The organism is Mycobacterium colombiense (genome assembly GCF_001672755.1).
Classification (GTDB): domain Bacteria; phylum Actinomycetota; class Actinomycetes; order Mycobacteriales; family Mycobacteriaceae; genus Mycobacterium; species Mycobacterium colombiense_C.
On record NZ_LZKI01000056.1, the window covers coordinates 40,345 to 67,261 of the forward strand.

Consider the following 26,917-nt stretch of genomic DNA (forward strand, 5'->3'; position numbering starts at 1 on the left):
GTTACATCCGCCTCAACTTGAGATAGCGGCGGGCATCCGGCAACGATATCGCGCCGAACACCAGGGCGATCGCGGCCACCAGCGCGACGAGGGCGATGAAGATCCAACCTAGGACTTCCATGGTGAACTCCTTTCAGAGGTTTGTGCTGTGCTGTGATTGCAGCGGTTCGACTTCGTCGGGGGAGAAGTACAGGTAGCGGCCGTACCAGTCGTGCAACTCGGCGGCCGGGTCCTCGTCGACGACGACGCCGACATGCTTGTTGCCCTCGACGTCCTCGTGCACCGACGTGACGCGTGCGGTCTTGCCCGCGACGAAGATGTCCTGCGCGTCGGCGTTGCGGCGCGGCCGCAACCGGACCTTGCTGCCCCGCGCTATCCGGACCCCGTTCACCAGAACCGCGTCGATCTCGGGCCGGACGGCGTTGTCGGCCAGTGGATCCCACCAATCCACGCCGTCGGGGATCTCGGGCACCAGGCCGGCGGAGACGTTGAGCCCGTGCGGGTCGCGCAGCACGCCGTGCAGTCGCGCCATTGCCTCCGGTGACATGGCGTCGCATTCGTCGATGATTCGCGCGGCCCGCGGGTCGGTCGCCCGGGCCTGCGCCTTCTCGTCGTCGGTCATGGTCATCACACGCAGCGTGAGGATCTCGTCGATCTCCGTGCAGTCGTACAGGGCGGTGTCGCTCTGTACGGCGACCTCGGGGTGGTCGTAGAGGATGATCGGTGAGATCAGCAGGATGTCGTCGGTGCCCGGGGTCCCGGCCAGCACCGGGAAGCAGCGGTGCCGCCCGCAGCGGGACACCGCATCGGTCGCGGCCTGCGGCGGCTCGAGCAGCGAGATGAACCGGCCGCCAACCACTTCGGCGATGACGTGCGTTCCGATCATGGATCGCGCGATCACTGTATTTCTGTCGTCATGTGCGCTTACGGCCGCACCGGTGTTGGTGACCCGCACCGAGACCCGGCGCAGGTCACCGTCGGGCTCGCTGGTGACGGTCAGTTCGCCCCGGATCTCGTGTCGTTCGCGAACCAGCCGGCCGCCGTCCAGCGTTTCGATGTCGGTTGCGGCGCCGGCCGTCACCGGCAGCGACCAGGGCCGATCGCCGAACGCCAGGGGGCCGAAGGAGATCTCGCATTCCACGGCTTCATCCCAGGTCAGCCACGACCCGGCCGGGGTGCGGAGCTCGTCGACGGGAACGAAATCATTGTCGCCCGTCGCCCGTTCGGCCCGCCGGCGCTGCAGCTGCAGGAAGCGCACCACCAGCGTCAGCGCCCGGGCGTCGTCGACCAGGAAATCCGCGGACAGGGCGTCGTCTTCGCCCAGGCCGGCCCCGGCCGCTCCGGGCGGCCCCAAAACACCGAACTGCCAACGTGATTGGTTCTTGCTCGACGTCCCCCGGTACGGGTACAGCAGATAGCCCTCGTAGAGCACCGCGTCGGCGACGGCGCGGGCCCGATCCCAGCTCGATGTCATCGCGTCACCTCGTGATCGACGGTGGCATCCAGCAACGACGTGACCGCGTGGTCGAAGTCGAGCATTCCGTGGGCCGACTTGTATCCAGCCAGTTCCGCGATGGTCTCGTGGCTCAGCCGAATCCACCCGCTGTTGGGATAGTGCTGTGCGATCAGGTCGCGCCAGACCGCGACCGGCATGGCGTAGTTGTCCTCACAGTCCCACGAGACCTGCTGAACCGAGAACCCGCGCTCGGAGTTGACGAAAATCGTTCCGCTGAACAGGAACTGCAGGGGCACTGTCCCGTCGCGCAGCGCGTGCAGGTATTTGGCCGCGGCGACCTCGAAGTCGTAGGTGCAATCCAGCGGCAGGGTCGCGGTGGTGTGGCCGGTGAAGCCCGGCACCATCGCGGTGCAGTGCTGCCAGAGGAAGGTCCGTTGGGTGCTGGCCCAGCGTTCGCGGCCGCCGAACAAGTCCATCAGCCCGGCCGCTTCGTCGTCGGAGTAGGGACGACGCAGCGGCTCGATGCGCACCTGACAGCGCAGGGCGATGGCGTGCACCGGGTCGTCGCCGCCGGCGGTGACACCGACGCGGGCGGTGAGCACCGGGCTGACCGTGTACGGTTCGGCGGTCACGTCCAGAACCTCGAAGCTCACGTTCATCGGCGGGGCGTTCATCGCGGTGTCTCAATGGCTCGGGTGGCGAGCCGGTCGAAGAAGTCGTCGATGAACTCGCGGGCTTGCTGGCCGCCGTCGAAGCCACGCCACACCATCCGCAAGCGTCCGACGAATTCGTAGCAGGCGTCGATGGGCACCAGATAGGTTTGTGGCTGCGACAATTCGCCGTCCTGGGCGCTATCGGTGACCCGGACGAGCAGCGCCTCCACGTCGTCGGCCAGCAGGCTCACCCGCGGGTCGGCGCCGCGAATGGTGTCCCAGACCTCCATGTCCAGCTCGGATTCGCATGCCCCGGCCGGGCCCGGGTAGAAGGCGACGGTGTGTCCGAGGGCCGAGTTGGTGAAGAAGAAGGCGACCCCGACCGGGATCTGCAGCGCCTCCCACACCAGGCGGTCGAGCGCGAAGTCGGGAAACGACAGATACCGGTCCGGCACCGCGCGGTACCGCAGGTCGGCTTCGGTGTCGGTGAACAGCAGATAGCAGGCGCGGCAGACGCACATGAGCTGGCGGCCGGCCACATTGACCACGTGCTGGTGCTCGTCGGCGATCGACTCAGCGCACATCTCGCAGCGCTCACCCGCCTGTTCGGGGGCGCGGCGGTCGCTCCTGATGCGCGCCAGGACCTCGAACGGGGTGCTCATGCCGGCGCCCCCAACACATCGGCCCGCAACGCCACCGACAGCACGCCGTCGCGGGTCAGCAGTGGCATCGGATCCAGGTGGGCGGCTGAGCCCTCGGTCGCGGCGGCACCCGCGCCGACGACGTCGAAATCCGTGCGGCAGCCCGCACAGCGCAGCATTCGACCGTGCAGGTGCGAACCCGCCAGCGAGTCGTCACACACCGGGCAGTGATCGCGGTAGGCGAAGGTCTTTTCGCCGACCCGGCAGGCCAGCATCCTCACCCCGTCGATCACGAATCCCGCGACCTCGCCCGGTGTCAACTCGGCCAGCTCGGGCGCCGGGTGCCAGGCGGTCGGACCCTGGCCGTTCGAATGCAGGCGCGCCAGCAGCGATTCCGCCGGAATGACGCTCGCCGGTGCGGTCGTCGCCTCGGCCGTCACCACCTCGATCGAGGAGATCTCCGGTGCGGCCGCGCGGACCGCGTCCTGCACGGCCAGTTCCAGCGTCACCGCGGACGACGGGCAGCTCTTGCAGCTGCCGGTGAAGGCCAGCCGGGCGGTGAATTCTTGCGGGTGCCCGCCCGGCACCACCTCGAGCAGGTCGACGTCTCCGCCGTGCGAACCCAGGTAGGGCCGTACCCGGTCCAGGGCGTCGGAGACCCTGCGGTGCACGTCGTGCGGATGCAGGCCGTGTACCAGGAGCAGGCTGGCCACCAGGTCGTCGGTGGCCAGCCGCTCGACCAGCCCCCCGTCCGGTTCGGGATCGCCGGCCATCCGCATGATCCGCTCCAGCCCGGCGCCGTAGAGCCCGACTACCTCGCGAACCAGTTGCTGCGCACGGTCATACGCGGCGGTCCCACTTGCTGCGCAGGAATCCAGCAGTGTCTGGATCCGATCGCCCGCCTCACGCCACTGCGCGTCGTTCGCGGACTTCCCCGGGCGATCCGCCATGTGTCCTCCAATATTGTGACGACCCGCCGCGCCCGGCTTCGCCGCGCTTGCGATCGTCACTCCCCGGCGGGTGACTGGGTCGGCGTGTGCAGTCTGTCCAGGGATTTGCCCTTCCCCAGGTACATGTGCACGCCACACGGCAGGCACGGGTCGAAGCTGCGCACGGTGCGCATGACGTCGATGCCCTTGAAGTTGTCCCGGCCGTTCTCCTCGAAGATCGGCTGGCCCTGCACCGCGTCCTCGTACGGACCCGGTGTGCCGAAGCTGTCGCGCGGGTTGGCATTCCACGGCGTCGGCGGGTACGGGTGATAGTTCGCGATCTTGCCGTCCCGGATCACCATGTGGTGGCTGAGCACACCACGCACCGCCTCGGTGAAGCCGCATCCGATGGCCTCGTCGGGCACGTCGAACTTCTCCCACGTCTTGGTGCGCCCGGCGCGAATCTCCTCGAGCGCCTTCTCGGCGAAGTGCAGAGCGCACGCCGCCGCGTAGGCCTGGAAGTAGGTGCGCGCCCGGTCGCGTTCGATCGTGTTGCTGCCGTATGTGGGAATCTTCCACTCCAACTCGACGGGTCCCTTCAGCGCCGTCTTGGGCAGGTTGATCTTCACGCTCGAACCGGTCGCCTTGACGTAACCGATGTCGACCAGGCCGGCCAGCGCCGTCGACCACAACCGGGCCAGCGGGCCGCCGCCGGTGTCCAGCGCCAGGTGGTCCTTGCCGTCGAACCAACGCGGTGACATCACCCAGCTGTACTTGCCGCCCGCCTCCATGTCGCGCTTCTGCGGGTGCGGGTTGGTGTGCTGGTTCCACGGGTGGCGCCGGTCCACCGCGTTGCCCAGCGGATCGGTCTTGACGAACATCTCCTGGTCGGTCCAGTCGTCGTAATACGAACTGCCCAAAAGGATCCGGATGCCGAGGTTGATGTCCACCAGCGAGTGGGTGACCAGCTTGCCGTCGACCACCACGCCCGGGGTGACGAACATCGCGTTACCCCAGCGCTCCATGTCCTTGTATTCGAAGTTGCACACCTCGGGATCCTGGAAGGAGCCCCAGCAGCCCAGCAGGGTGCGGCGCAACCCGACGTTCTCGTAACCGGGCAGCGCGGTGTAGAAGAAGTCGAACAGGTCGTCGTGCATCGGCACGACCTTCTTCATGAACTCGACGTAGCGCATCAACCGCGTCATGTAGTCGGTCATCAGCTGGATGGTCGCCACGGTGCCCACGCCGCCGGGGTACAGCGTCGAGGGGTGCACGTGACGTCCCTCCATGAGGCAGAACATCTCTCGGGTCCACCGGCTGACCACGAGCGCCTCGCGGTAGAACTCACCGCTGAACGGGTTGAGCGAGCGCATGATGTCCGCGACCGTCTTGTACCCGTGGGCGTCCGCGTGCGGGGCGGGCGTCTTCTCGGCCAGCGCGAGGACACTCGGGTTGGTCTCGGAGACCATCTTCTCGCAGAAATCCACGCCGACCAGGTTCTCCTGGAAGATGTTGTGGTCGAACATGTATTCCGCGGCCTCGCCGAGGTTGACGATCCACTCGCCCAGGTGTGGCGGCTTGACGCCATAGGCCATGTTCTGCGTGTAGCACGAACAGGTGGCGTGGTTGTCGCCGCAGATTCCGCAGATGCGGCTGGTGATGAAGTGGGCGTCGCGTGGGTCCTTGCCCTTCATGAAGATCGAGTAGCCGCGGAAGATCGACGAGGTGCTGTGGCACTCGACGACCTCTCGGTTCTCGAAGTCGATCTTGGTGTAGATGCCCAGGCTGCCCACGATTCTGGTGATGGGATCCCAGGCCATGTCGACCAGCTGGCCGGGCTCCCGCTTCGCATGGGTGGGTTCAGGAATGATGGTTGTCATCGCGCTACTTCTTCCCGCTTTGGCTGCTGTCAGCGTTGGCTGATGCGGCGACGGCTCTTCGTCTATGACTGTGCGAGGGGAGCGCGCCGACCGGGTAGGTGGGCCTACCAGGTGCGGCGCGCTCCAGTGGTGAGTTGGTCGCCGTTGTGGCGCCACCGCGGCTCTTTGTCGACGGTGCGTTCCGTGATACCCCTCAGGCTGCGAATCACGGCTCCGTACAAGCCCGACGCGGTGCTCGAGATCTTGCCGCCCGGCGGCTCGTCCATGAACGGCATGAACTTGTCCGGGAACCCCGGCATCGTGCAGCCGATGCAGATCCCACCGACGTTCGGGCAACCCCCGACGCCGTTGATCCACCCGCGCTTGGGCACGTTGCATTTGACGACGGGCCCCCAGCAGCCAAGCTTCACAATGCATTTCGGCGACCCGTACTCGGTGGCGAAGTCACCCTGCTCGTAGTAGCCGGCCCGGTCGCAACCCTCGTGCACGGTCTTGCCGAACAGCCACTGCGGGCGCAGCGCGTCGTCGAGCGGGATCATCGGTGCCTGGCCGGTCGCCATGTAGAGCAGGTAGGTCAGCGTCTCCGAAAGGTTGTCCGGCTGTATCGGGCAGCCGGGCACGCACACGATCGGGATGCCCGCCTTGCTCTTCCAGTCCCAGCCGAGGTAGTCCGGCACGCCCATCGCCCCCGTCGGGTTACCGGCCATCGCGTGGATTCCCCCGTAGGTGGCGCAGGTCCCGACCGCCACGACGGCGGTGGCCTTGGGCGCCAACCGATCGAGCCACTCGCTGGTGGTCATCGGCTGCCCGGTGGCGGGGTCGTTGCCGAAGCCGCACCAGTAGCCCTCGTCCTTGATCTTCTCGTTCGGAATCGATCCCTCGACCACGAGCACGAACGGTTCCAACTCGCCGCGGTCGGCTTTGAAGAACCACTCCAAAAAGTCGTCCGCCCCTCCGTTCGGGCCGCATTCGAAGTCGATCAGGGGCCAGTGCACGGCGACCTGGGGGAGTCCGGGCAGGGCTCCCAGGGCGATCTCCTCGACGCTGGGCTGGGTGGCAGCAGTCAACGCCACCGAATCACCGTCACAACTGAGGCCCGCGTTAATCCATAGAACATGGATCAATGTTTGTTCTGCCTTGACTGCTGCTTCTGTTGGCATGCTGCAGCTTTCCGGAGCCGGGCTGGGGCTCCTGCGCCGCCGGAGTCGACCGTCGGCCCACTTGCGCAGCGCTATTTTTTGGGTCTACTCCCGCTAACGAGCGTTGTCAACGGTCCGGCATCACTTGCTGGTACGCACGTGTTGCATAGTACCGAAAAGCTATGGCGCACTTAGGTGATTCGTCGAGTCCGGCTAACCATCGCGGCGGCATCGTCCTGCGAATGTTTCGCAGGAGCGTGGCCGCCATCGGGCACGATTCAGGCTTCATCCGCGACGAAGCGACGCAGCCAGCCGAACCACGCGGCCATACCGTCGCCGGTGCGCGCGCTGACCGGCAAAATCGTCGCTGCCGCATTGACTTTGCGGACGTGCGCGATGTACCTGTCGACGTCCACGTCGAGGTGCGGCACCAGGTCGATCTTGTTGAGCAGCACCACATCGACCGACCGGAACATCACCGGATACTTCAGCGGCTTGTCCTCGCCCTCGGTCACCGAATACACCATGGCCTTGGCGTGCTCGCCGACGTCGAACTCGGCCGGGCAGACCAGATTTCCGACGTTCTCGATGATCACCAGGTCCAGCGCGCTGAGGTCGAGCCCGGGCAGTGCGCGGTTGATCATGGGGGCGTCGAGGTGGCATTCGCCGCCAAATCCGTTGCTGGTATTGAGCAGCGACACCTGGGCGCCGCGGCCGCTGAGCTTGGCCGCGTCCAGGTCGGTGGCGATATCGCCCTCGATCACCCCGATGCCCAGCTCGCCGGCGAGTTCGGCGAGCGTTGCCTGCAGGACGGTGGTCTTGCCCGACCCCGGCGAGCTCATCAGGTTGAGGGTGCGCACCCCGTTGGTCTCGAAGGCCGCCCGGTTGGCGTCGGCAAGCAGGTCGTTCTCGGCGAAGATCGCCTCCAGCACGTCGATGCGCTGGCTGCCGGTCCGATAGCGGCTGTGATCGCCGTGATCGTGATCGTGATCGTGCGGAAGGTGATCGTGGGAGTGGGTGTGCACGGTTCCGTCATCGTGCCGATGAAATCTACCCATCGCCAACGCCTTTCATGAGACATCCAATGACGTCACCAGGAATTCGTTGCCGCGCAGCACCTCGACGTCGGAGCTGTCGCACCGGGGACACCAGATCGACCACGGCGAGGTGATCTCGGACTGCCCGCCGCACGCACGGCACCGGACCTCGGCGTCGACGCATTCGAGTTCCAGCTCGGCATCCGGCATGTCCTCCGCATCGCGGACCAGTGTCCAGCAGAAGGACAGCGATTCGGGCACCACCTGACGAAGCGCGCCCACCCGCACCCGCACCACGTCGACGTGCCGGCCGTCGGCGTGATCCTTGACCACACCGGCGATCGCTTCGCACAGCGACAGCTCGTGCACCGCCGATCACCGCCGATCCGCGAGCTGGGCGCAGGCCGAAAAGCCCATGAGCACTGTTCTACACCCGAACGGCCGTTTGCGGTCAGTCCCGTGCCGCTTGGCTCAGGAGGTCCACTTCTCTTCGATGCGCCCGTAGCGCCAGACGAGCAGGGCCACAGCCCACGTGACCACGAACATGCCGACGACGACATAGCCGATCGTGTTCAGGTCCAGCCCGCCGATCCAGGTCCAGAACGCGCCGCGCCAACCGAACTGGTCGGCGAACAGGACGAGGAGTTCGATGCTGCCGATCAGGAGCGCGACCGCCACCGACAGGGCGGTGATGGTGAGGTTGTAGTAGATCTTGCGCACCGGGTTGGAGAAGGCCCAGCCGTAGGCGAAATTCATGAACGAGCCGTCGATCGTGTCCAGCAGGCACATCCCGGCGGTGAACAGCACCGGCAGGCACATGATGGCGTACCAGGGCAGGCCGGCGGCGGCGCTCGAGCCGGCCAGCACCAGCAGCGCGATCTCGGTGGCGGTGTCGAAGCCGAGCCCGAACAACAAACCGACGGGATAGCAGTGCCAGGACTTGGTGATCGATCTGGTGACGCGGCCGAGCAACCGGTTCATCAGTCCGCGGCTGTCCAGGTGCCGCTCCAATTCGGCCGCGTCGGCGTCGGGATCGTATTCCCCGCGGCGCAGCCGGGCGAACACGCGCAGGATGCCGACCAGGACCATGACGTTGAGAAGCGCGATCGCGTACAGGAAGACGCCCGAGACGCTGGTGCCGATCAGTCCGGTGTAGTGGTGCAGCGTCGAGGAGTCGTCGCTGACCGGTCCCACCACCGCCCTCACCCCGCACGCCAGCAGCACCGCCAGCCCGAAGACCACGGTGGAGTGGCCCAGCGAGAAGAAGAAGCCGACGGCCAGCGGGCGCTGGCCGTCGTTCATCAGCTTGCGGGTGGTGTTGTCGATGGCGGCGATGTGGTCGGCGTCGAAGGCGTGACGCATGCCCAGGGTGTAGGCCGTCAATCCGACACCGACACCAAAAGCTCTGCCCCCCAAGGTGTATTGGGCAGGGGCAACGAAGACGACCATGGTGAACCAGCCGAGCAGGTGCAGCGCGACGATCACCGCCAGCATCGATCCCAGTCGCCACCACTCCGCCGGCGACAGCGCGCCGAGAAACCTCGTCGTCCGTGACGGCCGCCAGTCGATCTCGGTGCTGGCCACTGGGGTCCTTCCGGCGCGTCCTTGCGGTATCGGCTGAGAACAACCGGCACGACTGTAAGTACCGCGGCTTGCCAGATGCAAGTGAGTCGCAGGAATTGAGGTGTCTTGATCGCGCCGAAGACTGGCGATCCCGCCGCTGCGGCGCGACACTGAACCGGTGGCGCCCAAGCCGTCGGTACTGGATGCGTCGGTCACCGAGAGGATCGGCGATTTTCTGCGCGCCCGGGGGCTGCGGCGGATGGCCTCGCGCATCCAGGTGCTGGCGGTACTCGAGCCCGTCAACGGTCACCTGCCGGTCGCCGAGATCGACAAGCGGCTGCGGGAGTGCCTGCCGCCCGGCGCCCACGCGCCCGACGTGGCCACCGTCTATCGCACGGTGACGACGCTGGTCGATCAGGGGGTGCTGCACGCGTTGACGCTTGACGGCGGCGTGACGACCTACGGTCTGGCCACCGCGCCGCACCATCACGCCGTGTGTACGAACTGCGCCACCATCATCGAGGTGCCCGCCCGGCAGCTGAGTTCGGCGCTCGAACACGCGATGGCGGGTAGCTCGTTCGCGCTGTCGGAGGCGGCCGGGCTGACGCTGCACGGCCTGTGCCCGCAGTGCCAGGAGGGCAGGTCCGCGGAGCGGCCGCGCCGGCGCTGAGGTCAGCGCAGGCCCAGTAGCGCGTTCTCCACCACCTCGGCCAGCGCCGGGTGGATCCAGTACTGCCCGCGGGCCATCTGCGGGGCGGTGAGCCCGAAACTCATCGCCTGGATCAGCGGCTGGATGATCGACGAGGCCTGATGGCCCATGATGTGCGCGCCCAGCAGGCGCCCGGTGCCGCGCTCGGCGACGAGCTTGACGATTCCGGTCGTGTCCTCCGACGCCCAGCCGTAGGCGACGTCGCCGTAATCCTGGATCTTCACCGAGACCTTGAAACCCTTTGCAATGGCTTCGTTTTCGGTCAACCCGACGGAGGCGACCTGCGGATCGGTGAACACCGCCGAGGGCACGTAGCGATGGTCGGTGACGGCCATCGCCTCGGTGTCGTCCCAGTCGCAGAGCAAATTGTGCTGCACGACGCGCGCTTCGTGGTTGGCCACGTGTTTGAGCTCATACGGCGACGAGACGTCGCCGAGCGCGAAAACCCCACGCGCCGTGGTCCGCTGGTACTGGTCGACGGCCACCAGGCCGTCCTCGACGGCGACGCCGGCCTGCGCGAGGTCGAGTTGATCGGCGTTGGACACCCGGCCTGTCGCCACCAGCAGCGCGTCGGCGTGCAGGGTGCGACCGTCGTCGAGTTGCACCGCGACGCCCGAACCTTGGTTTTCGGCGCCCACGACGTTGCGGTGGGTGTGCAGTTCCCATTTGCTCGACGCGATGCGGGTGAAGCGCTCGCCGACGACGTCGTCGAGATGCCGCAGCAGTGTGGAGCCCCGGACCACCAGGGTGACGCGCGAGCCCAGCGAGGAAAAGATGTGGGCGAATTCGGCCGCCACGAAACCACCCCCGACGATCACCAGATGCTCTGGCAGTTCGGGGATTCGCATGATCGTGTCGCTGGTGTGGTACCGGGCGCCGCACTCGAGGATCGCCGGGGGCACCACGGCCCGCGCGCCCGCGGCGATCACTACCTGGTCGGCCGTGAACTCGTCGCCGGCATCGGTGCGCAACAGGTAGCGCCCGTCGGACTGGACCGGCCCGAACCGGGTGTGCTGCTTGTACACGTCGACGTTGGGTGCGGAGCTGCGGTAGTCCTCACCACCGACCCCGATCGGGTCGATGCGCCCGAAGACGCGCGAAACGATGTCGTCCCAGCGCACCCGGTCGATGCGCGCGTCGATGCCGAAGCGCGCCGCATCGCGGATCGTCTGGGCGACCTCGGCGGCGTAGACGAACATCTTGGTCGGGATGCACCCGACGTTCAGGCACGTGCCACCGAAGGTGCCCTCTTCGCAGATCGCCACCCGCTTCTCGTCGAAGCGGTCGTCGAGAATGCTGTTGCCCGAACCGGTTCCGATGATCGCGACGTCGTAGGTCTCCAAGCCGTCACCCCTCTCGCAGCGATGCCGAGGCATCTGTGTCGGTGCGCAGGTAGCCGTCCAGCCAGAGATCCAGTTCCCGATAGGCGACTTCGCGCGGTCCCGGAAGCGATAAGAACACGTCGTGCTTGGCGTCGGGCACCGGAACCACGGCGGTGCGGTTGCCGACGCAGCCGGCCCAGCGGGCGATCTGGGTGACGTCGAGAACCGCGTCGCCGCACTGCATGGATGCGGAATCGGTGCTTTCGTGCACGCTGTGATCCGATCGCAGAATCAGATTCGGCACTCCGACGTCGAGACCGCGATGCAGCCGGGCCTGGCCGCGGCGGATGGCGTGCAGCCAGCCGAAGGTGATCGGGAAGCCGCCGACGGGTTTCCACTGCAGGTTGTAGTCGAATTCGCCGCCGTAGTCGCGGTGCAGGGTGGTGCCGTAGCCGCCCTCACCCGGCGACCGGGCCACGCCCTTGGACCGCACGCGGGACAGGCCGGCGATCAGCGCCACGGTCACCGAATGCCGCAGGATGGGTGGGCCGGGCAGCTCCAGGAACGGGCTATTGAGCACCAGGCCGCCAACGCGGGCGTGCGCGGCCGGATTTCGCCGGCGCAACCGGTCCAGCCACAGCGACACGATCAGCCCGCCCGCGGAATGCGCGTACAGCAGCAGCTTGCCGCGTTCCGCGACGCCGGCGAGCGCCTGGTCGAGTTCGGCCTCGTAGTTGGTGAGGTCCGTGATGAAGTGCGGCGTCTGGCCGTCGCGCCGCGACCGGCCGCACTTATGGAGGTCCAGCGCGTAGAAGGTGAAGCCGCGGGCCGCGAAACGATCGGCCAGCTCGGTGTGGAAGAAGTAGTCGGTGTAGCCGTGCACCGCCAGCACCGCGGGCCCGGCGGGCGCCGTCTCGCGGCCGGCCCGGTGCGGTTCGGGTCCGCGCCGTATCAGCGTCGCGACGATGTCGCCCTCACCGGCGGGATCGGACCCGAGCGCGATGGTGCGCTGCTGGTAACCGGGGAGGACGTCGGGCACCCAGCCGGTCACTTCGCCGGTCACCCTGCCAGTCACGAGGCCAGCTTAGAGCTTTTGCTGGGCATCGGGCGGCGCACGTCGTTCGCGGCCACTTTGCCTCGGGATAACCTGGGATCGGCCCAGTCGAGGAAAGGACCAGCAAGCCGGTGTCATCGCTAGCCAGAACCACGTCGACCGACGTCGTGCTGGTGGGCGCGGGCATCATGAGCGCGACGCTGGGAACGTTGCTGCGCCGGCTGCAGCCGGACTGGTCGATGACTTTCGTGGAGCGTCTCGACGCCGTCGCCGCCGAGAGCAGCAGCCCGTGGAACAACGCGGGCACCGGCCATTCGGCGCTGTGCGAGCTGAACTACACGCCGCAGCGCGCCGACGGCTCGATCGACATCGCCAAAGCGGTGCGCATCAACGAGCAGTTCCAGGTGACCCGCCAGTTCTGGGCCTATGCAGTGGAGAACGGGATCCTCACCGATCGCCGCTTCCTCACCGCGATCCCGCACGCGAGCTTCGTGCGCGGCGCGCAACGTGTCGACTATCTGCGGCGAAGGCAGCGGGCCCTGGCGCCCAACCCGCTGTTCGCCGGCATCGAGTTGATCGACGACGCAGGGGAGTTCGCCCGCCGGTTGCCGTTCATGGCGGCCGGGCGCGACTTCTCCGAACCGACCGCGCTGAACTGGGCCGCGCACGGCACGGACGTCGACTTCGGTTCCCTGACGCGACAGCTCGTCGGGTTCTGTGTGCGCGGCGGCGCGACGGCCCTGTTCGGCCACGAGGTGCGCAACCTGTCCCGCCGGTCCGACGGCAGCTGGACGCTGTCCATCCGCAACCGCCGCACCGGCGAAAAGCGCCGTCTGAACGCCAAATTCGTGTTCGTCGGGGCCGGCGGTGATGCGCTGCCGCTGTTGCAGAAGTCCGGCATCGGGGAGGTCAGGGGTTTCGCCGGATTCCCGATCGGCGGCCGGTTCCTGCGCGCCGCCAACCCGGCGCTCACCGCCACCCACCGGGCCAAGGTCTACGGCGCTCCGGCGCCGGGCGCGCCGCCGCTGGGTGCGCTGCATCTGGATCTGCGCTACGTCAACGGCAAGTCGTGGCTGGTATTCGGCCCCTACGCCGGCTGGTCACCGAAGTTCTTGAAACACGGGCACCTCACCGATCTACCCCGCTCGGTGAGACCGGACAACCTGGCCTCGCTGCTCGGTGTCGGTGTCAGCCAGCTGACGCTGCTCCGATACCTGCTGGGTCAGCTGCGGCTCTCCGAACCGGACCGGCTGCGCATGCTACGTGAATTCGCGCCCACCGCAACGGGTTCGGATTGGAAACTCACGGTGGCCGGTCAGCGCGTGCAGGTGATCCGGCGGGACAAGCGCAAGGGCGGGGTGCTCGACTTCGACACCACCGTGGTGGGCGACGCCGATGGAAGCATCGCGGGGCTGCTCGGTGGCTCCCCGGGGGCGTCGACGGCGGTTCCGATCATGCTCGGGGTGCTGGAACGCTGCTTTGCCAACCGCTTTCAATCGTGGCTGCCCACGCTCAAGGAGATGGTTCCGTCGCTGGGGGCGACGCTGTCGGATGAGCCGGCGCTGTACGACGAGGTTTTTTCCTGGGGAACGACGGCGCTGGGGTTGGGCGTCTCATGACCCGCGCCGACAAGGGGAGCGATGAGGAGGGGCGCCGCCAGTGACACGCGCCGTCGACGATGCAGAGCGCAGCGATGAGGAGGAGCGGCGCCGATGACAGAGGCACTGCGACGTATTTGGGCCAAAGACCTTGACGCCCAGACACTCTACGAGCTACTCAAGCTCAGGGTGGAGGTGTTCGTCGTCGAACAGGCGATTCCGTATCCGGAGCTGGACGGGCGCGACCTGCTCGCCGAGACCCGGCACTTCTGGCTGGAAACGCCCGGCGGCGAGGTGATCTCCACGCTGCGGCTGATGGAGGAGCACGCCGGCGGCGAGAAGGTGTTCCGGATCGGGCGGCTGTGCACCAAACGCAATGCGCGCGGCCAGGGTCACACCACCCGGCTGCTGCGCGCGGCGCTGGCCGAGGTGGGTGACTACCCGTGCCGGATCAACGCGCAGACCTATCTGGCGGACATGTACGCCCAACACGGATTCGTCCGCGACGGCGACGATTTCCTGGATGACGGCGTTCCGCACGTGCCCATGCTGCGTCCCGGGTCGGGTTTGGCGGCGAAGCCGTGAAGCCCTACCCGTTCAGCGCCATCGTCGGGCACGACCAGCTGCGCCTGGCGCTGCTGCTGTGTGCCGTGCGTCCCGAGATCGGCGGCGCGCTCATCCGTGGCGAGAAGGGCACCGCCAAGTCGACGGCCGTGCGCGGCCTCGCGGCATTGCTGTCGGAGGCCACCGGCAGTGACGCCGGGCTGGTCGAAATGCCGCTCGGGGCAACGGAAGACCGGGTGATCGGCTCGCTGGACCTGCAGCGGGTGTTGCGCGACGGCGAGCACGCATTCTCGCCGGGCCTGCTGGCCCGCGCGCACGGCGGTGTGCTCTACGTGGACGAGGTCAACCTGCTGCACGATCACCTGGTCGATGTGCTGCTCGATGCTGCGGCGATGGGACGGGTACACATCGAGCGCGACGGCATCTCGCATTCGCACGAGGCCCGGTTCGTATTGATTGGCACCATGAATCCCGAAGAGGGCGAACTGCGTCCGCAGCTGCTGGACCGATTCGGGCTCACCGTCGACGTCCACGCCTCGCGCGACGTTGACGTGCGGGTGCAGGTGATCCGGAAGCGGATGGCGTACGAGGCCGACCCGGATGGTTTTGCCGAGCGCTATGCGGACGCCGACGCGGAGCTGGCCCGGCGAATCGCCACCGCGCGTGCGCAGGTCGACGATGTGGTGTTGCCCGACAACGAATTACGCCGGATCGCGGCGCTGTGCGCGGCGTTCGACGTCGACGGCATGCGCGCCGATCTGGTGGTCGCACGCACCGCGGTCGCGCACGCAGCCTGGCGCGGCGGGCGCACCGTCGAGGAAGGGGACATCAGGGTGGCCGCCGAACTGGCGCTGCCGCACCGGCGCCGCCGCGACCCGTTCGACGACCCGGGCATCGACCGCGACCAGCTGGACGAGGCCCTGGCGCAGGCGGGTAACGACCCGGACCCCGATCCCAACCCACCCGGCGGTGGCGAGTCCATCCAATCCGAACAGGATGTGCCGCAACAGAATTCATGCGAAGGCGCTGCGCCGCAGCCGCCGAAGACCAGGCCCAGCGGGCCACCGGCGAAGACCTTCCGCACCCGCGCGCTGAGGGTTCCGGGGGTCGGGGAGGGCGCGCCCGGGCGGCGGTCGCGGGCCCGCAACGCCAGCGGAACCGTCATCGCGGCCGCCGACGCGGACGACACGAGTTGCGCAGGGCACGGACTGCACCTGTTCGCCACCCTGCTGTCGGCCGCCGAGCGCGCCGGTGCCGGGCCGTTGCGGCCGCAGCCCGACGATGTGCGCCGCGCCGTGCGCGAAGGGCGCGAGGGCAATCTGGTGATCTTCGTGGTGGACGCGTCGGGTTCGATGGCCGCACGCGATCGCATGTCCGCGGTCAGCGGTGCGGCGCTGTCGCTGCTGCGCGACGCATATCAGCGGCGCGACAAGGTCGCCGTGATCACGTTCCGGCAACAGGAGGCGCGGCTGTTGTTGCCGCCGACGTCGTCGGCGCACATCGCCGGTCGGCGGCTGGCCCAGTTCGACACCGGCGGCAAGACCCCGCTGGCCGAAGGCCTGCTGGCCGCGCGTGAACTGATCGTGCGGGAGAAGGCGCGGGACCGGGCGCGGCGCTCGCTGGTGGTGGTGCTGACCGACGGCCGGGCCACCGCCGGCCCGGACCCGTTGGGCCGCACCCGAACCGCGGCGGCCCGGCTTGTCGCCGAGGGTGCCGCCGCGGTGGTCGTCGACTGCGAAACGTCGTTTGTGCGGCTGGGCCTGGCCGAGCAACTCGCCCGCCAGCTCGGTGCCCCGGCGATCCGGCTCGAGCAGCTGCACGCGGACTCCCTGACGCGTGCGGTGCGCGACGCGGCCTGAGCGGAAAGGGTAAACGCTGATGCCACAAGGCGTTCCACTGCAAGTTCCCGACGACGGCCTGACCACGCGGGCGCGGCGCCACACGCCCGTGCTGGCCGTGCACACCGGCCCCGGCAAGGGAAAGTCCACGGCGGCATTCGGCATGGCGCTGCGGGCCTGGAATGCCGGACTGTCCGTCGCGGTGTTCCAGTTCGTCAAAAGCGCAAAGTGGAAGGTGGGCGAGGAAGCGGTCTTCGCCCAGCTGGGCCGCCTGCACGACCAGCACCAGGTCGGCGCCCCCGTCGAATGGCACAAGATGGGTGCGGGCTGGTCGTGGACCCGCAAGGCGGGCAGCGACGTCGATCACGCGGGGGCCGCGGCCGACGGCTGGGCGGAGATCGCGCACCGGCTTGCCGATCGGCGTCACGACTTCTACGTGCTCGACGAGTTCACCTATCCGCTGAAGTGGGGTTGGGTGGACGTCGACGAGGTGGTGGAGGTGTTGGCCACCCGGCCCGGTCATCAGCATGTGGTCATCACCGGACGCGACGCGCCGCAGCGCCTGATCGATGCGGCCGACCTGGTGACCGAGATGGCCAAGGTCAAGCACCCCATGGACGCCGGACGCAAGGGGCAGAAGGGCATCGAGTGGTGAGTGTTCCCGCCGTCGTCGTCGCCGCTCCCGCGTCCGGCAGCGGAAAGACAACGGTGGCAACGGGTTTGATCGGCGCACTGCGGCGGGCGGGCCACACCGTCGCGCCGTTCAAAGTCGGCCCGGACTTCATCGATCCCGGCTACCACGGCCTGGCCGCCGGCCGGCCCGGCCGCAACCTCGACCCGGTGTTGGTGGGGGAGAACCTGATCGGCCCGCTGTACACCCACGGCGCTGGGGGCGCCGACATCACCGTGGTCGAAGGGGTGATGGGGCTGTTCGACGGACGGATCGGGCCCGCCGCCACGACTCCCGCGGCCGGATCTACGGCCCACGTCGCCGGCCTGCTGGGCGCGCCGGTCGTCCTTGTCGTTGATGCGCGTGGGCAGAGCCAGAGCATCGCCGCGCTGCTGCACGGCTTTTCGACGTTCGACACCGCGACCCACGTCGCCGGTGTGATCCTCAACCGGGTCGGATCGGACCGGCACGAGCAGGTGTTGCGGCAGGCCTGTGAACAGGCCGGCGTCCCGGTGTTGGGCGCCATCCCCCGGGTGGCTGAATTAGAATTGCCGACAAGGTATTTGGGGCTGGTTACCGCCGTGGAGTATGGGCAGCGGGCGCGGCTGGCGGTGGAGGCGATGACCGAATTGGTTGCGCGCCATGTCGACTTGTCGGCCATCGCCGCGATCGCCGGTGGCCGAGTCACGCAGCCGCCGTGGGATCCCGCCGCGGTGGTGGGGGCTATGCCCGGGGACGGCGCCACCGTCGCGGTGGCGGCCGGCAAGGCATTCAGTTTCGGCTACGCCGAACACGCGGAGCTGCTGGCGGCCGCCGGCGCCGACGTCGTCGAATTCGACCCGCTCGTCGACGCCCTGCCCGACGGCACCGACGCGGTGTTGCTGCCCGGCGGGTTTCCCGAACAGTTCACCGCGGAGCTCTCGGCCAATGAGCTCGTGCGCCGGCAGATCAGCGAACTCGCCACCGCCGGGGCGCCGATACACGCCGAGTGCGCCGGGCTGATCTATCTGGTGTCCGAGCTCGACGGCCATCCGATGTGCGGTGTACTGGCGGGCCGGGCGCGGTTCACCCCGCACCTGACCCTGGCGTACCGCGATGCCGTCGCGGTCGCGGATTCGTCGTTGTACGCCGTCGGCCAGCGCGCGGTGGGGCATGAATTCCACCGCACCACAGTCACATTCACCGAGGACTATCAGCCCGCCTGGATGTACCGAGCCCGCGACGCCGACCCGCAGGGCCACCCCGTGCGCGACGGTGTCGTGCGCGCCGGTGTGCACGCGTCGTATCTGCACACCCATCCGGCCGCGGCGCCGGAGGCGGTGGCGCGCTTCGTGGCACACGCCGGCGCCCGGCTTCGCCGCGCTCGCGATCGCCACTAGGTCGATGGTGGCGACCCGCAGCGCCCGGCTTCGCCGCGCTCGCGATCGCCACTAGGCTTGCCGGGTGACTGAGAGCGCCTACCTCGCTGGGCTGCGGCTGACCGGCAAAAAGGTCGTCGTGGTCGGCGGCGGCACCGTCGCCCAGCGCCGGCTGCCCTTGCTCATCGCCAGCGGCGCCGACGTCCACGTCATCTCCCGCAGCGCCACCCGGTCGGTCGAGGCGATGACGGGAATCACCCTGGCATTGCGCGAATACCGCGGCGGCGACCTCGACGGAGCCTGGTACGCGATCGCGGCCACCGATGACGCGCAAGTCAACGAGGCGGTGGTCGCCGAGGCCGAAAGCCGCCGCATCTTCTGCGTCCGCGCCGACATCGCCGTCGAGGGGACCGCAGTCACCCCAGCGTCCTTCGACTACGCCGGGCTGTCCGTCGGGGTCCTGGCCGGCGGCGACCACCGCCGCTCGGCGGCGATCCGCTCGGCCATCCGCGAGGCGCTGCAGACCGGGCTGATCACGCCCGACAGCCCGGTGAGCTCCGACGTCGTCAAGGGCGGCGTCGCGCTCGTCGGCGGCGGGCCCGGTGACCCCGAACTGATCACCGTGCGCGGCCGGCGCCTGCTGGCCCAGGCCGACGTCGTGGTCGCCGACCGTCTCGCGCCGCCGGAACTCCTCGCCGAGCTGCCTCCGCACGTCGAAGTCATCGACGCCGCCAAAATCCCATACGGGCGGGCCATGGCCCAGGACGCCATCAACGACGTCATGATCGAACGCGCCCGCGCAGGCCACTTCGTGGTGCGCCTCAAAGGCGGCGACCCGTTCGTGTTCGCCCGGGGTTATGAAGAGGTGCTGGCGTGCGTCGAGGCCGGAATACCGGTGACGGTGGTGCCAGGTGTGACAAGTGCCATAGGAGTGCCCGCTTTGGCGGGCGTTCCGGTCACGCATCGGGCGATAAATCACGAGTTCGTGGTGGTCAGCGGCCATCTGCCGCCCGGGCATCCCGAATCGTTAGTGAATTGGGATGCACTGGCAGCAATGTCGGGCACGATTGTTTTGCTGATGGCGGTGGAACGCATCGAACTTTTCGCCGAAGCTCTGCTTAAAGGCGGCCGACCTGCGGATACCCCGGTGCTGGTGGTTCAGCATGGAACGACCGCCGCTCAACACACTTTGCGGGCTACCCTCGCCGACACGCCCGAAAAGATTCGCGCCGAGGGTATCCGACCTCCCGCGATCATCGTGATCGGCGCCGTGGCGGCCTTCGGGCTTTAAACGGTTCTTAAGATTACTGTAAGGTAACCCTTTATGACGGCTCTCAACGATGCAGAGCGCGCGGTGCAGAAACTGGCCTCGGCGCGCCCCGATCGTCCGGCCCCGGTGAGCACTGCGTTCCCGGCGGAGACCGCCTCCAAGCCCCCGGCGGAGACCGCCCTGAAGCGGATCAGCAAGTACTACCCGGCGTGGTTGCCCTCCCGGCGCTTCATCGCGGCCGTGATCGCCATCGGCGGTATGCAGCTGCTCGCCACCATGGACAGCACCGTGGCGATCGTCGCGCTGCCCAAGATCCAGAACGAGCTCAGCTTGTCCGACGCCGGGCGCAGCTGGGTGATCACCGCCTACGTGCTGACGTTCGGTGGCCTGATGCTGCTGGGCGGCCGCCTCGGCGACACCATCGGGCGCAAACGCACCTTCATCGTCGGTGTCGCGCTGTTCACCATCTCTTCCGTGCTGTGTGCGGTCGCCTGGGACGAGGCCACCATGGTGATCGCCCGGCTGTCGCAGGGCGTCGGCTCGGCAATCGCCTCGCCGACCGGTCTGGCGCTGGTGGCGACCACCTTCCCAAAAGGGCCGGCGCGTAACTTCGCGACCGCGGTGTTCGCCGCGATGACGGCGATCGGCTCGGTGATGGGCCTGGTCGTCGGCGGAGCGCTCACCGAGGTTTCGTGGCGGCTGGCGTTCCTGGTGAACGTCCCGATCGGCCTGGTGATGATCTACCTGGCTCGCACGGCACTGCGCGAGACGAACCGCGAGCGGATGAAGCTCGACGCCACCGGCGCCATGCTCGCCACCCTGACCTGCACCGCGGCCGTGTTCGCCTTCTCGATGGGCCCGGAAAAGGGCTGGGTGTCGATCACCACCATCGGATCCGGCGTGGTGGCGCTGGGCGCCGCGATTGCCTTCATCATCGTGGAGCGCACCGCCGAGAACCCCGTCGTCCCGTTCGACCTGTTCCGCGACCGCAACCGGTTGGTCACCTTCACCGCGATCTTCCTGGCCGGCGGTCTCATGTTCACCCTGACGGTGTGCATCGGCCTGTACGTGCAGGACATCCTCGGCTACAGCGCGCTGCGCGCCGGCGTCGGCTTCATCCCGTTCGTCATCGCGATGGGAATCGGGTTGGGCCTCTCTTCACAGCTGGTGTCCCGGTTCTCGCCACGGGTGCTGACCATCGGCGGCGGCATCCTTCTCTTCTGGGCGATGATCTACGGCTCGGCGTTCATGCACCGCGGCGTCGCGTACTTCCCCAACTTGGTGCTGCCGATCGTCATCGGTGGGATCGGCATCGGCATGGCCGTCGTCCCGCTGACCCTGGCGGCCATCGCCGGCGTGGGTTTCGATCAGATCGGTCCGGTATCGGCGGTCACGCTGATGCTGCAGAGCCTGGGTGGGCCGCTGGTGCTGGCCGTCATCCAGGCGGTGATCACCTCGCGGACACTGTATCTGGGCGGCATCACCGGCCCGGTGAAGTTCATGAATGATGCGCAGCTGGGTGCACTGGACCACGGCTACACCTACGGGCTGCTGTGGGTGGCCGGCGTGGCCGTCCTCGTCGGCGGCGCGGCGCTGCTGATCGGCTACACCCCCGACCAGGTTGCGCACGCACAAGAGGTCAAGGAAGCGATGGACGCCGGGGAGCTGTAGCTCACCGCGCACGGACGCTCTTCCCAGCACGGGCCTGATGGCGGTGACCCGCCGCGCCCGGCTTCGCCGCGCTGGCGGTCACCGCACGGCCTGATGGCGGTGACCCGCTGCGCCCGGCTTCGCCGCGCTGGCGGTCACCGCTAGGCTGGCCCGCTGTGATCACCCGGATGTCCCAGTTGTTTTTGCGCACCTTGCGCGACGATCCCGCCGACGCCGAAGTCGCCAGCCACAAGCTGTTGATCCGGGCCGGCTACATCCGGCCCGTTGCGCCCGGGCTGTACAGCTGGCTGCCGCTGGGATTGCGGGTGCTGCGCCGCATCGAGCGCATCGTCCGCGAGGAGATGAACGCCATTGGCGGGCAGGAGATCTTGTTCCCCGCGTTGCTGCCGCGCGCACCGTACGAGACGACGAACCGATGGACCGAATACGGCGACTCGGTCTTCCGGCTGCTGGACCGCCGCGGCAACGACTACCTGCTGGGCCCCACCCACGAAGAGCTGTTCACCCTGACCGTCAAGGGCGAATACAGCTCGTACAAGGACTTTCCGGTCCTGCTGTATCAGATCCAGAACAAATACCGTGACGAGGCGCGGCCGCGGGCCGGCATCCTGCGGGTGCGGGAGTTCCTGATGAAGGACTCCTACTCGTTCGACATCGACGACGCCGGACTCAAGGCCGCCTACCACGCGCATCGCGAGGCCTATCAGCGCATCTTCGCGCGGCTGCAGGTGCGCTACGTCATCGTCTCCGCGGTGTCGGGCGCCATGGGCGGCAGCGCCTCCGAGGAGTTCCTGGCCGAGAGCGCGGTCGGGGAGGACACCTTCGTGCGGTGCCTGGAATCCGGCTACGCGGCCAACGTCGAGGCCGTCGTCACCGCCCGCCCGGAGGCGCAGCCCATCGACGGGCTGCCCGAGGCGGCGGTCCACGACACCGGCAACACCCCGACCATCGCCACCCTGGTCGACTGGGCCAACCAGGCGGACCTGGGCCGCACCGTCACCGCGGCCGACACGTTGAAGAACGTGCTGCTCAAGGTGCGCCAGCCCGGCGGGGACTGGGAGCTGCTGGCCATCGGGGTGCCGGGGGACCGGGAGGTCGACGACAAACGGCTGGGCGCGGCGCTGGAACCGGCCGAATACACCCTGCTCGACGACGCCGACTTCGCCAAGTACCCCTTCCTGGTGAAGGGGTATATCGGACCGAAAGCGTTGCAGGGCAACGGTGTTCGCTACCTGGTCGATCCGCGGGTAGTGGACGGCACCAGCTGGATCACCGGGGCCGACGAGCCCGGGCGGCACGTCGTCGGGCTGGTCGCCGGCCGGGACTTCACCGCCGACGGCACCATCGAGGCCGCCGAGGTGCGCGACGGCGACCCGTCACCGGATGGCGCGGGCCCGCTGGTCTCGGCGCGCGGTATCGAGGTCGCGCACATCTTCCAGCTCGGCCGTAAATACACCGACGCCTTCACCGTCGACGTGCTCGGTGAGGACGGCAAGCCGGTGCGCCTGACCATGGGCTCCTATGGCCTCGGGGTGTCGCGGATGGTGGCCGTGATCGCCGAGCAGCACCACGACGAGCTGGGCCTGCGCTGGCCGTCGACGGTCGCGCCGTTCGACGTCCATCTGGTGATCGCCAACAAAGACGCGGAAGCTCGGACCGGAGCCATGGATCTGGCCGGCGAGCTGGACCGGCTGGGCGTCGAAGTGCTGCTCGACGACCGCCAGGCCTCACCCGGTGTGAAGTTCAAGGACGCCGAGCTGCTCGGCGTGCCCTGGATCGTCGTGGTGGGAAGGGGCTGGGCGGACGGCGTGGTGGAGCTGCGCGACCGCTTCGGCGGCCAAACCCGCGAAGTGGCGACCGGGCCGTCGCTGGCCACCGACATCGCGGCGGCCCTCAACAGCTAGTCGTTGCCGCCGGGGAAGCTCGTCGTGATGGGCCAGGCGCCCAGCACCCGGCTCCACCGGGCGCCCATCACCGCGCTCTGAACCAGGGCCGTCGCGGCGAACGCGCGGTCCTCGCCGGTCTCCGCGTGCTCGGCGACCACGCGCCAGGCGCCCGCACCGTCGTTCTCCATCCGCGCGGCCAGCCGCGCGGCGTCGGCCGGGCCGCCGACCACCATGGGCAGCTGGTAGCCGGCTGCGGCGACCGGGACGGTCACCTTGCGGGCGGTCAGCATCGCGATGACGTCGTCGCGGCGCTGGCGATGCTGCGCGAGCGCCTCTACCACCATGTCGTTCACGCTGGGCGGCGACAGCGCGGACACGATGCCGTAGCCGTAGATCGTCGAGTGCTCGATGGCCAGCGCGTCACACAGCGCCTGGTTGTCGGCGTCCTTGCCAGAGGTCATATCGACGGACCCCCGGGCACCAGCGCAACCGTGTACGACGCCGTGCAGGACGCCGCGATCGAGGCGAGCAGCCCGGCGCGGTACCCCGATTCGGTGCCCACCAGCCGGCTCGCGCTGTCGGCGGAGGCGCGCAGCGCATCGATCACGTCGGACACCGGCGGCGGGGGCGGAGGCGGCCCGGCCGGTGCGGCCTGGCTCGGGCTGGGCGCTTCGCTCGTGGGCGACGTGGCGAGCTTGCCGGCCGCGCGCGAGATCTCCGCGGACAGTGCGCGGGCGTGTGCGGCGCGCTGGCTGGCCACTACCGTCAGCGCGGCGGCGACCTGCGGTGGGTTCCCGAGGGCCGCGGCGGCGGCACCCGCCAGCGTGCTGTCGTGCCGGGCCTGATCCAACGGGCCGAGCAGTTGCTCGACGGGCGGGGGCTTGGGCGCGGACTTGCTACAGGCGGTCGCGACCACCCCGAGCGCAGCGAAAGCCACACCACCGGCGAGGACATCTCGCCTGTTGACGAACGGAACTGCGCTAGCCACATGGACATCCTGCCATCGGCGCGGACGCAGGCACGATGCCAGGACACGATCACGCCGTCACATGCGAATCCTGGCGTATCGTGGATAGCTGGTTCTCGCAGAGGGCAGCGACCGACAGTACCTGTCGGCACGGATGTTCCTCCGCCGGGACACCGGAAGTCGCCTGCGAAACCATCGGGGCGCCGCCATCCGACCAGATGACCGGACAACTCAAGATGAGGAGCTCGCCGTGACCACCGGGCTACCGTCGCAGACGCAGGTGATCGAGCTACTCGGTGGAGAGTTTGCGCGCGCCGGATTCGAGATCGAAGACGTGGTCATCGACCCGCGGACCCGCCCGCCGCGAATCCTGGTGATCGCCGACGGCGACAACGGCCTCGATCTGGACACGGCGGCCACGTTGTCCCGCTCTGCATCGGCATTGCTCGACGGTCTGGACACCATCGACGACCACTATGTGCTCGAGGTTTCCTCGCCCGGCGTCGACCGGCCGTTGACCAGCGCGAAGCACTTCCGTCGCGCCCGCGGCCGCAAAGTCGACGTCGCCCTGTCAGACGGATCGAAGCTGACCGGCCGGGTCGGTGAGACGACCGACGACGCGGTCGCGCTGGTGGTCCGCGCCGGCCGGGACTGGGCGGTGCGCGAGATCCCACTTGGTGACATCGCGAAAGCGGTTGTCCAGGTGGAGTTTTCGCCCCCTAACCACGCGGAGCTGGAACTGGCGAGTATGGGTCAGGCCCGGAGGACGGAGACCGGAGCATGAACATCGACATGGCCGCGCTGCACGCCATCGAGGTGGATCGGGGCATCTCGGTCAACGAGCTGCTCGACACGATCAAGTCGGCGCTGCTCACCGCCTACCGGCACACCGAAGGCCACCAGAACGACGCGCGGATCGAGATCGACCGCAAGACCGGTGTCGTGCGGGTGATGGCCAGGGAGACCGACGAAGACGACAACGTCATCAGTGAATGGGACGACACCCCCGAGGGTTTCGGCCGCATCGCCGCCACCACCGCGCGCCAGGTCATGCTGCAGCGCTTCCGGGACGCCGAAAACGAGCGGACCTACGGTGAGTTCTCCACCCGCGAGGGGGAGATCGTCGCGGGCGTCATCCAGCGGGACAGCCGGGCCAACGCGCGGGGGCTGGTCGTGGTCCGGATGGGCACCGAGACGAAGGCCTCCGAGGGCGTGATCCCGGCGGCCGAGCAGGTTCCCGGCGAGAGCTACGAGCACGGCAACCGCGTGCGGTGCTACGTGATCGGGGTGACCCGCGGCGCCCGGGAACCGCTGATCACCCTGTCCAGGACCCACCCCAACCTGGTCCGCAAGTTGTTCTCGCTGGAGGTCCCCGAGATCGCCGACGAATCGGTGGAAATCGTCGCCGTGGCCCGGGAGGCCGGCCATCGCTCCAAGATCGCGGTGAAGTCCAACCTTCCCGGCCTGAACGCCAAAGGCGCCTGCATCGGCCCCATGGGGCAGCGGGTCCGCAACGTGATGAGCGAGCTCTCCGGCGAGAAAATCGACATCATCGACTACGACGAGGACCCCGCGCGCTTCGTCGCCAACGCGCTGTCGCCGGCCAAGGTGGTGTCGGTGTCGATCATCGACCAGGCGGCCCGCGCCGCCCGCGTGGTGGTGCCCGACTTCCAGTTGTCGCTGGCCATCGGCAAGGAGGGCCAGAACGCGCGCCTGGCCGCCCGGCTCACCGGGTGGCGCATCGACATCCGCGGGGACTCGCCCGGCGGCTCCGGTGGGCATTCGGAGAGCCAGTCCGAACACGGTGCCAGCCACGGAATGGCCCACGACCGGTAGCGTCGCCCGCGCACCCCTCGGGCGGTTCTGAGCATCTATTCGGTGACGCTAGACTTAGCCGTGATCCAGCGCGAACTTTCGGCTCCCGAAATCAGAAAGTCGCACCGTCATGCGGGTGGACCCGTACGGACATGTGTCGGGTGCCGGAAGCGAGAGCTGGCCGTCGAGCTGCTTCGAGTGGTGGCTGTGTCGAACGGGAACGGCGAATACGCCGTGATCGTCGACACAGGCAATAGCCTGCCGGGGCGGGGTGCATGGCTGCATCCCGGGCCGCAGTGCGCGCAACAGGCAATCCGGCGGCGGGCTTTCACCAAAGCGCTGCGCATCACCGGTTCACCGGACACCTCCGCGGTGATCGAGCACATAGAGTCTCTCTGTGCGCCCGAGCGCCCGGCAACAGAACAGGTAGCAAAGAACATGAGCACACCGTGAAGTCCCGATGACAATGCGTCATAGCTAAACCCGAGGCGCGGCCCCACGACTGTCGCCTCATAGACAGGAGATGTAGTGGCAGGTAAGGCCCGCGTACACGAGTTGGCTAAGGAACTCGGTGTCACCAGCAAGGAAGTCCTCGCCCGACTGAATGATCAGGGCGAATTCGTTAAATCCGCATCGTCGACGGTAGAAGCGCCGGTGGCTCGCCGGCTGCGCGAGTCCTTCGGCGGCGGCAAGGCCGCCGAGAAGGCCCCGGCGAAGGCCTCTGCACAAGCGGGGGCCAAGGCGCCCGCCGCGAAGGCACCCGACAAATCGCTCGACAAGGCCCTCGACAACGCCATCGGCAGCGCCGGCGGCAACGGCGAGGCGGCGGCGACGCCGGCCAAGCCCGCCGCTCCGCAGGCCTCCGCCGCGGCGCCCGCCGAGGCCCCGGCCCTCACC

26 protein-coding genes and 1 pseudogene are annotated in these 26,917 nt (G+C 68.3%); 13 read left to right on the forward strand and 14 right to left on the reverse strand.

What is annotated here, in order from left to right:
- Position 1: 1 nt before the first annotated feature.
- From A5708_RS27930 to A5708_RS07555, 10 genes and pseudogenes are all read right to left on the reverse strand, one after another.
- On the reverse strand, positions 2-121 hold the full coding sequence (locus tag A5708_RS27930) for a DUF6893 family small protein (protein ID WP_419538309.1): 120 nt from the start codon (positions 119-121) through the stop codon (positions 2-4).
- A pseudogene (locus tag A5708_RS07515) lies at positions 109-1,474 on the reverse strand (hypothetical protein). Before A5708_RS07515 ends, A5708_RS27930 begins: the two are co-directional and overlap by 13 nt.
- Positions 1,471-2,130: a DUF6084 family protein gene (locus tag A5708_RS07520; RefSeq protein WP_065028018.1), complete on the reverse strand. Its 660-nt coding sequence runs from the start codon at positions 2,128-2,130 to the stop codon at positions 1,471-1,473. The pseudogene A5708_RS07515 and the gene A5708_RS07520 overlap by 4 nt, the downstream one beginning before the upstream one ends.
- Entirely contained in the window at positions 2,127-2,771 is a 645-nt protein-coding gene (locus A5708_RS07525) for a DUF5947 family protein (protein WP_065028019.1), read from the reverse strand. Before A5708_RS07525 ends, A5708_RS07520 begins: the two co-directional genes overlap by 4 nt.
- Positions 2,768-3,700, reverse strand: a complete 933-nt coding sequence (locus A5708_RS07530; RefSeq protein ID WP_065028020.1) for a NifU family protein — start codon at positions 3,698-3,700, stop codon at positions 2,768-2,770. Before A5708_RS07530 ends, A5708_RS07525 begins: the two co-directional genes overlap by 4 nt.
- Positions 3,701-3,756: 56 nt before the next feature.
- Positions 3,757-5,559 carry a nickel-dependent hydrogenase large subunit gene (locus A5708_RS07535; RefSeq protein ID WP_065028021.1) on the reverse strand — a complete coding sequence of 601 codons (1,803 nt, stop codon included), beginning with the start codon at positions 5,557-5,559 and terminating at the stop codon, positions 3,757-3,759.
- Positions 5,560-5,663: 104 nt separating this feature from the next.
- Entirely contained in the window at positions 5,664-6,719 is a 1,056-nt protein-coding gene (locus A5708_RS07540; protein ID WP_065028022.1) for a hydrogenase expression protein HypE, read from the reverse strand.
- A 257-nt stretch (positions 6,720-6,976) separates the two neighbouring features.
- Positions 6,977-7,756: a hydrogenase nickel incorporation protein HypB gene (gene hypB / locus A5708_RS07545; protein WP_065028023.1), complete on the reverse strand. Its 780-nt coding sequence runs from the start codon at positions 7,754-7,756 to the stop codon at positions 6,977-6,979.
- 12 nt (positions 7,757-7,768) lie between these two features.
- Positions 7,769-8,104: a hydrogenase maturation nickel metallochaperone HypA gene (locus A5708_RS07550; protein WP_065028024.1), complete on the reverse strand. Its 336-nt coding sequence runs from the start codon at positions 8,102-8,104 to the stop codon at positions 7,769-7,771.
- Between the two features lie 102 nt (positions 8,105-8,206).
- The gene (locus A5708_RS07555) at positions 8,207-9,319 is read right to left on the reverse strand and encodes a HoxN/HupN/NixA family nickel/cobalt transporter (protein WP_065028025.1); all 1,113 of its coding nucleotides are present in this window, start codon (positions 9,317-9,319) and stop codon (positions 8,207-8,209) included.
- A gap of 157 nt (positions 9,320-9,476) precedes the next feature.
- Here A5708_RS07555 and A5708_RS07560 point away from each other — a divergent pair, with 157 nt between their 5' ends.
- Positions 9,477-9,968 carry a Fur family transcriptional regulator gene (locus tag A5708_RS07560; RefSeq protein WP_065028026.1) on the forward strand — a complete coding sequence of 164 codons (492 nt, stop codon included), beginning with the start codon at positions 9,477-9,479 and terminating at the stop codon, positions 9,966-9,968.
- Positions 9,969-9,970: 2 nt separating this feature from the next.
- Here the strand turns inward: A5708_RS07560 and mtr are convergent, their stop codons facing one another.
- Both mtr and A5708_RS07570 read right to left on the reverse strand, forming a co-directional pair.
- Complete coding sequence (gene mtr / locus A5708_RS07565; RefSeq protein ID WP_065028027.1) at positions 9,971-11,350, reverse strand: mycothione reductase; 1,380 nt, start codon at positions 11,348-11,350, stop codon at positions 9,971-9,973.
- Positions 11,351-11,354: 4 nt separating this feature from the next.
- On the reverse strand, positions 11,355-12,368 hold the full coding sequence (locus tag A5708_RS07570) for an alpha/beta hydrolase (RefSeq protein WP_065028042.1): 1,014 nt from the start codon (positions 12,366-12,368) through the stop codon (positions 11,355-11,357).
- Positions 12,369-12,514: 146 nt separating this feature from the next.
- On the opposite strand from A5708_RS07570, the gene mqo reads away from it, so the two are divergent.
- From mqo to A5708_RS07610, 8 genes are all read left to right on the forward strand, one after another.
- Positions 12,515-14,002, forward strand: a complete 1,488-nt coding sequence (mqo, locus tag A5708_RS07575) for a malate dehydrogenase (quinone) (protein ID WP_065028028.1) — start codon at positions 12,515-12,517, stop codon at positions 14,000-14,002.
- 93 nt (positions 14,003-14,095) lie between these two features.
- Positions 14,096-14,566, forward strand: a complete 471-nt coding sequence (locus A5708_RS07580; protein WP_064954410.1) for a GNAT family N-acetyltransferase — start codon at positions 14,096-14,098, stop codon at positions 14,564-14,566.
- Positions 14,563-16,404, forward strand: coding sequence for a magnesium chelatase subunit D family protein (locus A5708_RS07585; protein ID WP_065028029.1), 1,842 nt, complete (start codon positions 14,563-14,565; stop codon positions 16,402-16,404). Before A5708_RS07580 ends, A5708_RS07585 begins: the two co-directional genes overlap by 4 nt.
- 19 nt (positions 16,405-16,423) lie before the next feature.
- Complete coding sequence (cobO, locus tag A5708_RS07590) at positions 16,424-17,038, forward strand: cob(I)yrinic acid a,c-diamide adenosyltransferase (protein WP_065028030.1); 615 nt, start codon at positions 16,424-16,426, stop codon at positions 17,036-17,038.
- Positions 17,035-18,432 (forward strand): cobyrinate a,c-diamide synthase, encoded by a 1,398-nt coding sequence (locus A5708_RS07595; protein WP_155765922.1) that lies wholly within the window; start codon positions 17,035-17,037, stop codon positions 18,430-18,432. The genes cobO and A5708_RS07595 overlap by 4 nt, the downstream gene beginning before the upstream one ends.
- A gap of 64 nt (positions 18,433-18,496) precedes the next feature.
- Positions 18,497-19,702: a uroporphyrinogen-III C-methyltransferase gene (gene cobA / locus A5708_RS07600; protein ID WP_065028032.1), complete on the forward strand. Its 1,206-nt coding sequence runs from the start codon at positions 18,497-18,499 to the stop codon at positions 19,700-19,702.
- A 33-nt stretch (positions 19,703-19,735) separates the two neighbouring features.
- Complete coding sequence (locus tag A5708_RS07605) at positions 19,736-21,352, forward strand: MFS transporter (RefSeq protein ID WP_065028033.1); 1,617 nt, start codon at positions 19,736-19,738, stop codon at positions 21,350-21,352.
- Between the two features lie 155 nt (positions 21,353-21,507).
- Positions 21,508-23,256, forward strand: coding sequence for a proline--tRNA ligase (locus tag A5708_RS07610; protein ID WP_065028034.1), 1,749 nt, complete (start codon positions 21,508-21,510; stop codon positions 23,254-23,256).
- Here A5708_RS07610 and A5708_RS07615 read toward each other — a convergent pair.
- Both A5708_RS07615 and A5708_RS07620 read right to left on the reverse strand, forming a co-directional pair.
- Positions 23,253-23,699, reverse strand: a complete 447-nt coding sequence (locus tag A5708_RS07615) for a ferritin-like domain-containing protein (RefSeq protein WP_065028035.1) — start codon at positions 23,697-23,699, stop codon at positions 23,253-23,255. The two genes, A5708_RS07610 and A5708_RS07615, sit on opposite strands and share 4 nt — an antisense overlap.
- The gene (locus A5708_RS07620; protein ID WP_065028036.1) at positions 23,696-24,226 is read right to left on the reverse strand and encodes a hypothetical protein; all 531 of its coding nucleotides are present in this window, start codon (positions 24,224-24,226) and stop codon (positions 23,696-23,698) included. The genes A5708_RS07615 and A5708_RS07620 overlap by 4 nt, the downstream gene beginning before the upstream one ends.
- Positions 24,227-24,455: 229 nt before the next feature.
- Here A5708_RS07620 and rimP point away from each other — a divergent pair, with 229 nt between their 5' ends.
- The 4 genes from rimP to A5708_RS07635 all read left to right on the forward strand — a co-directional run.
- Positions 24,456-24,989, forward strand: a complete 534-nt coding sequence (gene rimP, locus A5708_RS07625) for a ribosome maturation factor RimP (RefSeq protein WP_065028037.1) — start codon at positions 24,456-24,458, stop codon at positions 24,987-24,989.
- The gene (gene nusA, locus A5708_RS07630; RefSeq protein WP_065028038.1) at positions 24,986-26,041 is read left to right on the forward strand and encodes a transcription termination factor NusA; all 1,056 of its coding nucleotides are present in this window, start codon (positions 24,986-24,988) and stop codon (positions 26,039-26,041) included. Before rimP ends, nusA begins: the two co-directional genes overlap by 4 nt.
- Positions 26,042-26,227: 186 nt before the next feature.
- Positions 26,228-26,473 carry a YlxR family protein gene (locus A5708_RS26035; RefSeq protein WP_419538310.1) on the forward strand — a complete coding sequence of 82 codons (246 nt, stop codon included), beginning with the start codon at positions 26,228-26,230 and terminating at the stop codon, positions 26,471-26,473.
- Between the two features lie 75 nt (positions 26,474-26,548).
- On the forward strand, positions 26,549-26,917 hold a 369-nt coding region (locus A5708_RS07635), incomplete at its 3' end, for a translation initiation factor IF-2 N-terminal domain-containing protein (RefSeq protein ID WP_196772560.1).

Excerpts from the sequence above, each read along its gene's own strand:
- A5708_RS07530 (WP_065028020.1), bottom strand. The coding sequence starts at position 3,700 with ATGGCGGATCGCCCGGGGAAGTCCGCGAACGACGCGCAGTGGCGTGAG.
- A5708_RS07535 (WP_065028021.1), bottom strand. The coding sequence starts at position 5,559 with ATGACAACCATCATTCCTGAACCCACCCATGCGAAGCGGGAGCCCGGC.
- A5708_RS27930 (WP_419538309.1), bottom strand. The coding sequence starts at position 121 with ATGGAAGTCCTAGGTTGGATCTTCATCGCCCTCGTCGCGCTGGTGGCC.
- cobO (WP_065028030.1), top strand. The coding sequence starts at position 16,424 with ATGCCACAAGGCGTTCCACTGCAAGTTCCCGACGACGGCCTGACCACG.
- A5708_RS07520 (WP_065028018.1), bottom strand. The coding sequence starts at position 2,130 with ATGAACGCCCCGCCGATGAACGTGAGCTTCGAGGTTCTGGACGTGACC.
- hypB (WP_065028023.1), bottom strand. The coding sequence starts at position 7,756 with ATGGGTAGATTTCATCGGCACGATGACGGAACCGTGCACACCCACTCC.
- A5708_RS07615 (WP_065028035.1), bottom strand. The coding sequence starts at position 23,699 with ATGACCTCTGGCAAGGACGCCGACAACCAGGCGCTGTGTGACGCGCTG.
- A5708_RS07580 (WP_064954410.1), top strand. The coding sequence starts at position 14,096 with ATGACAGAGGCACTGCGACGTATTTGGGCCAAAGACCTTGACGCCCAG.
- nusA (WP_065028038.1), top strand. The coding sequence starts at position 24,986 with ATGAACATCGACATGGCCGCGCTGCACGCCATCGAGGTGGATCGGGGC.
- A5708_RS07540 (WP_065028022.1), bottom strand. The coding sequence starts at position 6,719 with ATGCCAACAGAAGCAGCAGTCAAGGCAGAACAAACATTGATCCATGTT.
- A5708_RS07605 (WP_065028033.1), top strand. The coding sequence starts at position 19,736 with ATGACGGCTCTCAACGATGCAGAGCGCGCGGTGCAGAAACTGGCCTCG.
- A5708_RS07525 (WP_065028019.1), bottom strand. The coding sequence starts at position 2,771 with ATGAGCACCCCGTTCGAGGTCCTGGCGCGCATCAGGAGCGACCGCCGC.